This is a genomic window from Actinokineospora spheciospongiae (genome assembly GCF_000564855.1).
In the GTDB taxonomy this organism is placed as follows: Bacteria; Actinomycetota; Actinomycetes; order Mycobacteriales; family Pseudonocardiaceae; genus Actinokineospora; species Actinokineospora spheciospongiae.
Map to the genome: position 1 here is coordinate 1 of NZ_AYXG01000172.1, position 11,766 is coordinate 11,766.

The following is an 11,766-nucleotide window of genomic DNA, read 5'->3' on the forward strand; positions in this document are numbered from 1 at the left end:
CCCCACCGGCGGAACGCTCGACCTCCCCGACTCGGAGCGGCCTGCCCGAGCAGGTCCCGGGTCTGCGGGCGCGAGTGCCTGCGCCGCCGTGTCGGTGCCCGCCTCGCGCGGGCGCAGCACGGGGGGAACGGCGGGCGCCTTCCTCCTGGCGCGGCCCGTCGGGGCTGCCGCGCCGTTGATCGCAGCGGAGTCCGCGGACGGGGTTCGGCTGTCCTCCCCGGCACCCGGCGCCGCGTCGGCGGTGGCGCGCTCGGCCCGCCCGCGCCTGCCCGCCGCACCCCTTCCCCGGGCCGCCGCGGCCTCGGGGTCGCCGCCCGGCTCCGCCGCCGCGGGCGGCTCGACCGCGCCCGGCGTCGACTCGGCCGCGTCCCGGGCGGGCGCGTCGGTCGGGGTGTCGGGGGTGAACAGGTTGGCGAGGCGCTCGGCGACCTCGTCGCTGACCCGCAGGTGGTCGTCTTCGGGGGTGTCGGTCACCCGTACTCCTCTTCCTCCCCGGCGGGCGGCGCCGCCGCGGCCACGGCCGCGGGGTCCGGTTCGCCGGTCCATTCCACGATCAGCTCGCCGAGCGGGTCCTCCTGCTCGAAGAGGACCGTCGCCTCGCGGTAGAGCTCCAGCAGCGCCAGGAACCTGGCCACGACCTCCAGGGTGTTCTCGCAGTCGGCGACGAGCTGCGCGAACGTGGCCTTGCCCAGTTCGGCCAGGATGGCCCGCAGTTCCCCCGCGGTCTCGCGGACCGACACCTGCCGCTGGTGGATGTGGTCGAGCGACACCGTGGGCGGCGGTTTGGGCCGGAACACCGCGGCGGCGATCTTGGCGAACCTGTCCGGGTCGACCCCGAGCATCACCTCGGGCATGAAGTCCTGGAAGCGGTCCTCCATGGCCACCGAGCGCGGGTAGCGGCGCAGCGCCGTGGACTCCAGCTCGCCGAACAGGGCCGCGACCTGCTTGTAGGCCCGGTACTGCAACAACCGGGCGAACAGCAGGTCCTTGGCCTCCAGCAGCGCCAGGTCGTCCTCGTCGTCGACCTCGCCCTGGGGCAGCAGGCGGGCCGCCTTGAGGTCGAGCAGGGTGGCGGCCACGACCAGGAACTCGGTGGTCTCGTCCAGGCTCCAGTCGTCGCCGAGGGACTTGATGTGGGCGATGAAGTCGTCGGTGACCTGGTGCAGGGCGACCTCGGTGACGTCCATCCGGTGCTGGGAGATCAGTTGCAGCAGCAGGTCGAACGGGCCCTCGAAGTTCGACAGCCGCACCGTGAACCGCCCGCTCGGCTCCTCGGCGGCCGGGGCGGGCGGGTCGACCACGGCGGTCACCGGCGGGGTTCCCGGCGCAGCCTGCGGACCAGCACGGACTCGGCGCCGTGCGCGTCGAGGTCGGCGAGCAGGACCGCGACGGCCTCGCGCACGACCCGGCCGCGGTCGACGGCGACCCCGTGCGCGGCGCGCAGCGCCAGCCGGGCCTGCTCCAGCGCCAGCAGCTCCTCGTCGGAGACGTACACGGTGATCTTCGAGGTGTGCTTCTGCCGCTGCGTGCCCTCCGGCACCTCGAACAGCACCCCGTCGAGCTGGGCGTGGTCGGCCCGCGCCTGGCTCAGCCCGGCGTGGTCGACCCGCTCGGGTGCCCGCGCGGTGGGGCGGAACAGCTCGGCGGCTCCCGGGAGCGGGGTCCTCCTGGTCACCTGGCGATCACCTCGCGCGCCAACTGGCGGTAGGCCTTGGCCCCGGCCGACCGGGGCGCCCAGGTGGTGATCGGCTCCCCGGCGACGGTGGTCTCCGGGAACCGCACCGTGCGGTTGATGACGGTGTCGAACACGGTCTCGCCGAACGCGTCGACGACCCGGGCCATGACCTCCCGCGAGTGCAGGGTGCGGGGGTCGAACATGGTGGCCAGGATGCCGGTGATGCTCAGTTTGGGGTTCAACCTGTCCTGGACCTTGTCGATGGTGTCGATGAGCAGGGCGACGCCGCGCAGGCTGAAGTACTCGCACTCCAGCGGGATCAGCACCCCGTCGGCGGCGGTGAGCGCGTTCACGGTCAGCAGACCCAGCGAGGGCTGGCAGTCGACGAGGATGTAGTCGTAGTCGGCCAGCACCGGACGCAGGGTCCGCATTAAGGAGTGCTCGCGGCCCACCTCGGACACCAGTTGCACCTCGGCGGCGGACAGGTCGATGTTGCTGGGCAGCAGGTGCAGGTTCTCCACGCAGGTTTCCATGACCACGTCGCGCACCCCGACCGAGCCCTCGATGAGCACGTTGTAGATGGTGCGCTCCAGGTCGTGCGGGGGGATGCCCAGGCCGACTGACAGCGCGCCCTGGGGGTCGAAGTCGACCAGCAGCACCCGCCTGCCGTACTCGGTGAGCGCGGCGCCGAGGTTGATGGTGGACGTTGTCTTGCCGACCCCGCCCTTCTGGTTGCAGACGGCGAGGACCTGCGCCGGACCGTGGACGGCGACCGGCTCGGGTTCGGGGACGTGCCTGCGCGGGCGGCCGGTGGGGCCCATGGTGCCCGCGACGGGCGGCTCGTCGATCCCGTCGTCGTCGGAGTCCCTCGGCGCGATGCTGAGCTCCACCCGACGCTGTTCCGAATGCGGAAGTGTCGACATGGCGATCCAGCTCCTTGTCGCCTGCGGTGCTGACCACCGCAGCGTAAGGGGGCGGCCGTTGGCCTCCAACACGGCTCGCCGCCCGCGAGTCAAGCGTTTGCCGCAGCGCGGTCGGGTGGCCTGCCCGCGGATTCGGCGCCCGGGCCCGCGAGGGCGTCGAGGACGGCCCCGATCAGGCCGGGGAACAGCTCGTCCAGCTCGGCGCGGCGCAGCGAGAGCCACCGCTGGTTGCCGTCCGGGCGGGTGCGGGTGACCCCGGCCCGCCGCAGCACCCGCAGGTGCTGCGACAGGGTCGACTTGGCCACGGAGACGTCCAGGTCGCCGCAGGACAGCTCACCGGCGCCCGCGAGCTGGGCGAGGACGGCGAGCCGGGTGGGGTCGCTGAGCGCGTGCAGCACCCCGGGCAGTCGGACCTGGTCGATCCTCGGCTCGTCCACGCCGACCACAGTACGACCCGACCGGGACCCGGGGCGCTCAGTCGTCGGCGGGGAACCGGGCGCCGACGGCCAGCCGGGCCCGGTCCATCAGGCCCATGATCGCCACCGTGTCGGCGTGCGGGACCAGCGGGCTCTCCACCAGCCCGGCCCGCAGGCAGCGGGCGACCTCGGCGAACTGCGGCCGGTACCCGTTGCCCTCGACCGGCGCGGTGAGCTCCTCCTCCACGCCGTCGCGCGGCGACCCGACGTGCACCAGCAGCGACGTGGGGCGGAACAGCGGCCTGCGGAAGGTCAGCCAGCCACCGGTCCCGACGACGGTCGCCTCGCACGGGCTGAACGCCTCCACGGTGCAGGAGACGTTCGCGTACCGGCCGTCGGCGTAGCTCCACAGCATGGCGACGGTGGCGTCCGACCCGGTCGGTGAGCGGCGGCCGGTGGCCACGACGTCGTCCGGGGCGCCGAGGAACAGCCACGGGAAGGTGGCGGCGTAGACGCCCAGGTCGAGCAGGGCGGACCCACCGGCGGCGAGGTCGAACAGCCGGTGCGCCGGGTCGTAGTCGAACGCCCAGCCGTGGTCGGCGGTGACCGAGACGACCTCACCGATGGTGCCCGCCGCGACGATCTCCCGCGCCCGGCGGACCAGCGGGTGCAGCCGGGTCCACATGGCCTCCATGCAGAACACGCCGCGCGCCCCGGCGGCGTCGACGACCTCGCGGGCCTGCCGCTCGGTCAGGGTGAACGCCTTCTCCACCAGCACGGGCTTGCCCGCCTCGACGGCCAGCAGCGCGTGCTCGTGGTGCTGGCCGTGGGTGGTGGCGACGTAGACCACGTCCACGTCCGGGTCGGCGACCAGCTCGGCGTAGGACCCGTACGCGACGGGGGCGCCGAGGGTGTCGGCGAGCGCCCGGGCCCGGTCGAGGTCGCGGGCCCCGACGGCGTGGACGGTGTTGTCCGGGGTGTCGCGCAGGTCGGCGCCCGCGCTGCCCGCGATGACCCCGGCCCCGAGAATCCCCCAGCGGACCGGTCCGTCGTGGGTCAGCGGTGTCGGTGTTGATTTGGGTGTTGGTGTCGGCACGGCACCGAGTCTGCCGTCAGCGGATCGCGCGCGGGTGGGCGGTGGCGTACACCTCGCGCAGGGTCGTGACCGTGACCAGGGTGTAGATCTGGGTGGTGGTCACCGACGCGTGGCCGAGGAGTTCCTGCACCACCCGCACGTCCGCGCCGCCCTCTATCAGGTGGGTGGCGAAGGAGTGGCGCAGCGTGTGCGGGGAGACCGCGACGGCGATGCCCGCCTGCTCGGCGGTCACCCGGAGGGTGGTCCACGCGCTCTGCCGCGACAGCCTGCCGCCGCGCAGGTTGAGGAAGACCGCGGGCGTGCCCCGGCCGCGGGCGGCCAGGTCGGGGCGGGCGCGCACCAGGTACGCGTCGAGGGCGTCGAGGGCCGGGCGGCCGATGGGCACCAGCCGCTGCTTGCCGCCCTTGCCGTCGAGCCGCACGACCCGCTCCACCGCGTCGACGTCGTCGAGGTCGAGCCCGACGGCCTCGGAGATGCGGGCGCCGGTGGAGTAGAGCAGCTCCAGCAGGGCGCGGTCGCGCAGCCCGCCGGGGCCGTCGCCGGGCGGGGTGCCGAGCAGGCGGAGCACGTCGTCGACCGGCAGCGCCTTGGGCAGCCTGCGCGGCGGGGTGGGGGGTTTGACCTCGCGGGCGGCGTCGGTCTCGGTCAGCCCCTCCAGCACGGCGAAGCGGTGCAGCCCGCGCACGGCCACCAGCGCCCGGGCCGCCGAGGACGCCGCCAGCGGCGGGTGCTCCGCGTCGCCCTCCCGCAGCACCGCGAGGAACCCGGACACGTGCTGCTCGCGCACGTCGCCGAGGTCGGTGAGGCCGAGGGCGGCGAGGTGGTCGAGGTAGCGCAGCAGGTCGCGGGTGTAGCCGTCGAGGGTGTTCGCCGACGTGCCCCGCTCGACGGCGAGGTGGTCGAGGTAGGTGCGCAGGACCGGTTCGGGGGCGGCGGACACCGGCCGGATGCTAGTGGCCGGGGGTGCGCCCGACAGGTCGACGCGCGGCGAAACCACCGGGCGACCGGACGCGTCCGAGTACCGTGACACCCGTGAGCCAACCTGCCGACCCCGACGCCGTCCGCATCGGCAACCTCGAGCGCGAGGACGCGATGCGCATCCTGGGCGAGCACTTCACCGCGGGCCGCCTCCAGGTCGACGAGTACGACCAGCGGGTCAACCAGGCCACCGTCGCCACCACCCGCGCCCACCTGCGGGTCCTGTTCACCGACCTGCCCGCCCCGTACCCGCCGTTCATGGCGCCGCCGGTCTGGTCCGCCCCGCCCCCGCGCCCGGTCGGCGCACCCCCGGGCGCCATCCCGGTGTACCCCGGCCTGGCCCCCCGGCACGACCTGGGGGTGTCGGACAAGTCGAAGGTCGTCGCGGGCATCCTGCAACTGATCACGCCGTTCGGCCTGGGCCGCTTCTACATCGGCCACACCGGCGTCGGCCTCGCCCAGTTGCTCACCTGCGGCGGCTTCGGCATCTGGACCCTGGTCGACGGCATCGTGCTCCTGGTCAACGGCGGCACCGACGGCTACGGCAGGCGCCTGCGCGACTGACCGGGACCACCGCGCGGGCCGGTCGCCGGGCGGCAGCCCGAACGACCGGCCCGACGCCGGTCCCGTGACCTAGTCCCCTTGGCGGGCACCGAAAGCGGTCGACCGCCCCGGCCACGGCGCGTCCGCGAGCCGAGGCGGCGCGGCACCGGAGTCCACCGCCGACGCCGCCAACACCCCCGCCACCGCGGAAGCGTTCACGATCTCCCCGCCCAGGGCCATCCGCACGGCCTCCGCGAGCGGGAAGCGCCGCATGACGATGTCGGCTTCCTCCTCGCCCATCTCCACCCGGGTGACCTCGGAGAGCCCGGTCGCCAGGTACACCCGCACCGCCTCGTCGGTGAACCCCGGCGACGCGGCGACGTCGACCAGCACCGACCAGTCGGCCGCCTCCAGGCCCACCTCCTCGACCAGCTCCCGCTTCGCCGCCGCCAACGGGTCCTCCCCGTCGTGGTCGACGAGCCCGGCGGGCAGCTCCCACAGCCGCTCGCCCACCGGGTGCCGGTACTGGCGGATCAGCACCACCCGGCCGTCGTCGTCGAGGGCGACCACGGCGACCGCGGGCAGGTGCTCGACGACCTCGCGCCGGGCGGTGCCGCCGCCGGGCATGCGGACCTCGTCGACCCGCAGCGCCAGGATCTTGCCGACGTGCACGTCCCGCGACGACACCACCTCGAACGCGTGCCGGGTGCTGTCGTCCAGTTCCGAGTCAGGGGTGTTCACGCTGAAACCGGCTCCTTGTCACCGAGGTCGACGGGCAGCCGACCGGCCCTCAGGTACCCCACGGCCGCCTTGATGAACCCGGCGAACAGCGGGTGCGGGCGGGTGGGCCTGCTCTTGAGCTCCGGGTGCGCCTGGGTGGCCACGAAGAACGGGTGCACCTCCGGCGCCAGCTCGATGAACTCCACCAGCCGCCCGTCCGGGGAGGTGCCGGAGAACACGACACCGGCCTCGGCCAGCCGGTCGCGGTAGGCGTTGTTGACCTCGTAGCGGTGCCGGTGCCGCTCGGACACCTCCCGCTCCCCGTACACCGAGGCGACGACCGACCCGGGGGTCAGGCTGGCCGGGTAGGCGCCGAGCCGCATGGTGCCGCCCATGTCGCGCTCGCCCGCCACCACGTCCTGCTGGTCGGCCATGGTGGAGATCACCGGGTGCGCCGTGGCGTCGTCGAACTCCGCGGAGTCGGCGTCGGCGATGCCCGCCAGCGACCGGGCGGTCTCGATCACCATGCACTGCAACCCCAGGCACAGGCCCAGGATGGGGATCTTGTTGACCCGCGCGTGGGTGATGGCGCCGATCTTGCCCTCGATGCCGCGCACGCCGAACCCGCCGGGGATCAGCACACCGTCCACACCGGACAGGGCGGCGGCGGCACCGGCCGGGGTCGCGCAGGTGTCCGAGGCCACCCAGACCACCTCGACCTTGGCCCGGTTGGCGAAGCCGCCCGCGCGCAGCGCCTCGGTGACCGACAGGTACGCGTCGGGCAGGTCGACGTACTTGCCGACCAGGGCGATCCGGACCGTCTCCTGCGGCTTGTGCACCCGGTCGAGCAGGTCGCCCCACACCGCCCAGTCCACGTCGCGGAAGGGCAGGTCGAGCTTGCGCACCACGTAGGCGTCGAGGCCCTCGCCGTGCAGCACCTTGGGGATGTCGTAGATGGACCGGGCGTCCACCGCGGCCACCACCGCGTCGGTGTCCACGTCGCACATCAGCGCGATCTTGCGCTTGAGCCCGTCGGGGATCTCGCGGTCGGCGCGGCAGACGATGGCGTCGGGCTGGATGCCGATGTTGCGCAGCGCGGCCACCGAGTGCTGGGTGGGCTTGGTCTTGAGCTCCCCCGACGGCGCCAGGTACGGCACCAGGGACACGTGCAGGAAGAAGATGTTGTCCCGGCCCACGTCGTGGCGCACCTGCCGGGCGGCCTCGAGGAACGGCAGCGACTCGATGTCGCCCACGGTGCCGCCGACCTCGGTGATCACCACGTCCGGGGCGCCGCCGGACCCGTCCGGGGCGGCCATGGCCAGGATGCGGGACTTGATCTCGTCGGTGATGTGCGGGATGACCTGCACGGTGTCGCCGAGGTACTCCCCGCGCCGCTCCTTGGCGATCACCGCCGAGTACACCTGCCCGGTGGTGACGTTGGCGGTGCCCGCGAGGCTGCGGTCGAGGAAGCGCTCGTAGTGCCCGATGTCGAGGTCGGTCTCGGCGCCGTCGTCGGTGACGAACACCTCACCGTGCTGGAACGGGTTCATCGTCCCGGGGTCGACGTTGAGGTACGGGTCGAGCTTCTGCATCGTGACCCGCAGGCCCCGGGAGGTGAGGAGCTGGCCGAGGCTGGAGGCGGTGAGGCCCTTGCCCAGCGAGGAGGCGACGCCTCCGGTGACGAAGACGTGCTTGGTCGTGCGCGCGTGCTGCACCAACGAGGCTCCCCGTGGTCGATCAGTTGGGCCGACCTGCAGGTCGGTCTGATGGCGGTGGGCGGAAGCACCACACCGGTCCACGGGGTTTCACGATAACACCAGGGCGGCGGACCGCCGCCCACCGGACCCGGCACCCCGGGTCCGGTGGGCGCACCCGGATCAGGGGGTCGCCGCGCAGGCGGTCGCGCCCACGACCACGTCACCGGCCATCCCGGAGCCGGGCTGGAACCGCAGGTGCAGCATGTTCAGCGCGATGCCGCCGCCGCGGGACAGGGTGATCTCGTTGAAGGTGGCGGTGGCCAGCAGGCCGCCGTCGCCGCGGATCTCGCGGACGTAGTCGCGCGGCACCGGGCTGGGCAGGCCGGTCAGCCCGACGAGGCCGCCGACGGCCCAGCCGACGGCGGAACCGTCCCGGGTGGCCGTGCAGGTGACCCGGTAGTCGGTGATCACGACCCGCGGGCCGCCGGAGGCGATCAGCGCGGACAGCTCGAACCGGTCGCCGGTGGCCTCGGACTTGGTGGTGGTGACGGAGTGCGCGGGGTCGACGACGGTGGTGGCGCAGGTGGAGGTCACCCCGTCGAACTCGACGCCGCCCTGGGTGATCGTGCCGGACGTGGCCGAGGTGGGCCCGTTCACCGCGCACCGCGCGACCTCGGGGATCGTGGTGCGCACCCCCGCCCTGGTGAACGCCGCCGAACCACCGGAGGCCACCCCGGGCGGGGTGGCGGCCAGCGCGGGGACCGCGCCCGCGGTCAACGCCGCCGCCAGCGCCGCCGCGACGAACCCGAGTCGTGCCTTGCGTGTCATCCACTGCTCCCTTGTGGCCGGTGGCGGGGGGACTCCGCCACCGGCACCATCGGCGGCGCGGGCCGGGACATGACCGACCCGCCACCGGTCCCACCCGTGCGGAACACACCTTCCCCCGGACGGGGACGACCCTGGTGACACCCGGCCACCCCGTCACCCGCCCGGGGAACCTCGACTACTCGACGGGCGCACCGGGCGCGGCGGCCTGCGCGTTGCCCCCGGTGCCGTAGCGGCCCGCCTTCTCCGCCAGTTGCTCGGCCAGCGCCAGCACGACCACCGCCCGCCCCGCCGGGGTGTCCGCATTGTCCACAGTGGACAGGATGGTGGTGGCGGCGGTGTCCGCGCGGACCACGCCGACCGCGCCGGTGCCCTCGGCCGAGCCCGCCGCACCCGCCAGCACGGCGCCCGCGCCGGAGCGGTCGACCTGGGTGGCGAACCGGGCGACGGTCGCCGCCCGGTCGCCCGCGCCGTCCCCGGAGACCTTGCCGCCGGTCAGCACGACCGCCAACTGCGCGGGTCGCAGGTCGGGCGAGGCCTTGACGAACCCGCCGTCGGTCAGCCCGGCCAGCGCCGCTGCCGACTCCGGCGCGGACACCTGCGGCTGGTTGGTCGCCTTGGAGATCAGCAGCAGCGGCCCGAGCAGGCCACCGGCGAGGGTGCCCGGGTCGGTCGCCGTCGGCAACTGCACCCCGGCGGGGAGCAGCCGGGTCACGATGTCGGTCAGCTCGTCGGCCCGCGCCTGGTCGGCGAAGGCGTCGGTGAGCTGGAGCTCACCGGTGACCGCGGCCCCGGCGGCGGTCAGCAGGCCCTTGAGGGAGTCGCGGTCGCCGGGGCGGGCGTCGGCGGTGGTCACGATGACCACCGTGCGCTGGTCCAGGGCGCCCTTCACCGCGAGCGGCCCCACGGTGGCGGCGAAGGAGTCGGCGTCGTCGAGGCGGGCGCCGAGCGCGTTGCGCTGCTCCTCCAACCGCGACACCTTGCCGCCGAGGTCGTTGTTCTCGGTGTTGAGCCCGGACAGCAGGGTGCGGCTCAGCGTGGTTGACCCGAGCACCACCCCCACGGCCAGCGCCAGGAAGACGGCGGCGATCGAGACGATGTGGTAGCGCAGCGAGATCACGAGAACAGCCCCTCGAACCAGGTGACGGACGACTGCCAGGTGCGCAGCACCCAGTCGGTGTAGGCCTCGGCGACCCCGGACACCGCCACCGCGGCCCCGATCGCCACCAGGGCGGCCACGACGAGCAGCAGCACCGCCCACACCGACACCCGGCTGCGGTGCAGCGTCGCCACCGCCTTGGCGTCGACGAGCTTGCTGCCCAACCGCAACCGGGTCAGGAAGGTCGACGGGTTCGACCCGGACCGCCCCCGGTCCAGGAACTCCCGCAGCGTCGCCTGGAACCCCACGGTGACCACCAGGTTCGCCCCGTGCACGTCGACCAGCAGCAGCGCCAGGTCCTCGGCGTTGCCGGACGCGGGGAAGGTCACCGCGCCGATGCCCAGGTCCTGCACCCGCTCCAGGCCCGGGGCGTGCCCGTCGACCTGGGCGGGCACGATCACCTCGGCCCCGCTGCGCAGCGTCTCGGTGGAGATGCCGTCCGGGTCCCCGACGACGACGTGCGGGGTGTGCCCGGCCTTGCGCAGCACGTCGGCCCCGGACTCCACCCCCACCAGCACCGGCCGGTGCTCCCCGATGTAGCGCTTGAGCTGCTTGAGGTCCGCCACGTGCCCGTTGCCCGGGGCCACCACGAGCACCTGCCGGTCGCGCACCGGCGTCCGCAGCTCGGGCACCCCCACCCCGTCCAGGATGAGCGAGCGCTCCCGCCGCAGGAACTCGATGGTGTTGGCGGAGAACGCCTCCAACTGCGCCGACATCCCCGCCTTCGCCTCGATCATCTGGTCGGCGATGGTCGAGGCGGTCTGCCGAACCCCCCGGGCCACCTCCTTGTCCCCGACGTAGACGACCCCCTCGTGCAACCGGAGCGCACTGCCCTCCCGGATCACCCGCAACGCGTCCTGCCCCACGTCGTCGATCAACGGGATCTCCGCCTCGACCAACACCTCCGGCCCCATGTTCGGAAACCGCCCACTGATCGACGGCGAGGCGTTGACCACCCCGACCACCTGCGCCTCCACCAACGCGGCGGCGGTGGCCCGGTCGAGGTCCAACTGGTCGAGCACGGCGATGTCCCCGTGCGAAACCCTGCGGACCAGGTCGGTCGTCCGCCGGTCCACCCGGGCGATCCCGGTGACCCCGGGCAGGGACGGCTGGGACCGACTGAGGAGACCGGAACGCTTCATGGGGGCGATGGTGGCGGACGATCCGCCGTCCACCGAGCTGCCACGCCGGGGTTCTCCCGCACGCCAGTCCATGGTGGACCTGCCTGTGCGCAGATTTAATACGGCGCGTACTTCCTTTTCACCCGTTAGGGTTTGAGGCCGCGCCCGGTCGGGTGGCCGACGTGGTCGCCTGTGGACAGACTCGGCCTCGCCCGCTGTTTCTGTCGGTGTGCTGCGGTGGGATTGATTCGGGGGCTTCGTCGATCGAGCTGTGGACAACTCCGGCCGGGCCCGGCTTTTCTGTCGGTGCTGCGTGCTGGGATTGATTCGGGGGGTGCTTGATCCGGGCTGTGGATGGCTGCGGCTCGGTTGGCCGTTCTTGTCGGTGCCTCGTGCTTGGGTTGATTCGGGGGCTTCTTGCGCCAGGTTGTGGATGGCTGCTTGACAGGGTCGGTTTTCCGTCGGTGCGCCCTGATCGGGTTGGTTCGGGGGCTGCTCTTTTCGATCTTGTTGGGTGGGTGGTGCTGGATCGGGTGGTTGTTCTTGGTCGGGGCCCCTACGAAGACCCTCTGCGGCGGTGCGCGTGAGTGGGCGAAGGGATGCCCACCTCGCG

Annotated in this window: 12 protein-coding genes and 1 pseudogene; 1 reads left to right on the top strand and 12 read right to left on the bottom strand. The window is 73.4% G+C overall.

Annotated features, from left to right (window positions below; translation table 11 throughout):
• The 7 genes and pseudogenes from UO65_RS22555 to xerD form a co-directional block, all read right to left on the bottom strand.
• Positions 1-474, bottom strand: a pseudogene (locus UO65_RS22555) (hypothetical protein); the annotation flags it as partial.
• The gene (locus tag UO65_RS22560) at positions 471-1,310 is read right to left on the bottom strand and encodes a segregation and condensation protein A (protein ID WP_035286068.1); all 840 of its coding nucleotides are present in this window, start codon (positions 1,308-1,310) and stop codon (positions 471-473) included. The gene UO65_RS22560 and the pseudogene UO65_RS22555, both read right to left, overlap by 4 nt.
• A complete protein-coding gene (locus tag UO65_RS22565) occupies positions 1,307-1,675 on the bottom strand; it encodes a hypothetical protein (protein WP_035286069.1) in 369 nt (122 codons plus the stop codon). Before UO65_RS22565 ends, UO65_RS22560 begins: the two co-directional genes overlap by 4 nt.
• Entirely contained in the window at positions 1,672-2,598 is a 927-nt protein-coding gene (locus UO65_RS22570) for a ParA family protein (protein WP_035286070.1), read from the bottom strand. The genes UO65_RS22565 and UO65_RS22570 overlap by 4 nt, the downstream gene beginning before the upstream one ends.
• 89 nt (positions 2,599-2,687) lie before the next feature.
• Positions 2,688-3,035: an ArsR/SmtB family transcription factor gene (locus tag UO65_RS22575; RefSeq protein WP_324608979.1), complete on the bottom strand. Its 348-nt coding sequence runs from the start codon at positions 3,033-3,035 to the stop codon at positions 2,688-2,690.
• Positions 3,036-3,072: 37 nt separating this feature from the next.
• Positions 3,073-4,110, bottom strand: a complete 1,038-nt coding sequence (locus UO65_RS22580) for a Gfo/Idh/MocA family protein (protein ID WP_063935997.1) — start codon at positions 4,108-4,110, stop codon at positions 3,073-3,075.
• Between the two features lie 16 nt (positions 4,111-4,126).
• Positions 4,127-5,050, bottom strand: coding sequence for a site-specific tyrosine recombinase XerD (gene xerD, locus UO65_RS22585; protein WP_035286077.1), 924 nt, complete (start codon positions 5,048-5,050; stop codon positions 4,127-4,129).
• 92 nt (positions 5,051-5,142) lie between these two features.
• On the opposite strand from xerD, the gene UO65_RS22590 reads away from it, so the two are divergent.
• The gene (locus UO65_RS22590) at positions 5,143-5,652 is read left to right on the top strand and encodes a DUF1707 domain-containing protein (RefSeq protein ID WP_035286071.1); all 510 of its coding nucleotides are present in this window, start codon (positions 5,143-5,145) and stop codon (positions 5,650-5,652) included.
• 69 nt (positions 5,653-5,721) lie between these two features.
• On the opposite strand, the gene UO65_RS22595 is transcribed toward UO65_RS22590, so the two are convergent.
• From UO65_RS22595 to steA, 5 genes are all read right to left on the bottom strand, one after another.
• On the bottom strand, positions 5,722-6,372 hold the full coding sequence (locus UO65_RS22595) for an NUDIX domain-containing protein (protein ID WP_411431367.1): 651 nt from the start codon (positions 6,370-6,372) through the stop codon (positions 5,722-5,724).
• Positions 6,369-8,066: a CTP synthase gene (locus UO65_RS22600; RefSeq protein ID WP_152552210.1), complete on the bottom strand. Its 1,698-nt coding sequence runs from the start codon at positions 8,064-8,066 to the stop codon at positions 6,369-6,371. Before UO65_RS22600 ends, UO65_RS22595 begins: the two co-directional genes overlap by 4 nt.
• Before the next feature lie 162 nt (positions 8,067-8,228).
• A complete protein-coding gene (locus tag UO65_RS22605) occupies positions 8,229-8,876 on the bottom strand; it encodes a hypothetical protein (RefSeq protein ID WP_035286073.1) in 648 nt (215 codons plus the stop codon).
• 175 nt (positions 8,877-9,051) lie between these two features.
• Positions 9,052-9,993, bottom strand: coding sequence for a copper transporter (locus tag UO65_RS22610; protein WP_035286074.1), 942 nt, complete (start codon positions 9,991-9,993; stop codon positions 9,052-9,054).
• Entirely contained in the window at positions 9,990-11,174 is a 1,185-nt protein-coding gene (gene steA / locus UO65_RS22615) for a putative cytokinetic ring protein SteA (protein WP_035286079.1), read from the bottom strand. The genes UO65_RS22610 and steA overlap by 4 nt, the downstream gene beginning before the upstream one ends.
• Between the last annotated feature and the right edge of the window lie 592 nt (positions 11,175-11,766).

Bases quoted from the DNA above. Each gene is read 5' to 3' on its own strand.
- steA (WP_035286079.1), bottom strand. From the start codon at position 11,174: ATGAAGCGTTCCGGTCTCCTCAGTCGGTCCCAGCCGTCCCTGCCCGGG.
- UO65_RS22605 (WP_035286073.1), bottom strand. From the start codon at position 8,876: ATGACACGCAAGGCACGACTCGGGTTCGTCGCGGCGGCGCTGGCGGCG.
- UO65_RS22570 (WP_035286070.1), bottom strand. From the start codon at position 2,598: ATGTCGACACTTCCGCATTCGGAACAGCGTCGGGTGGAGCTCAGCATC.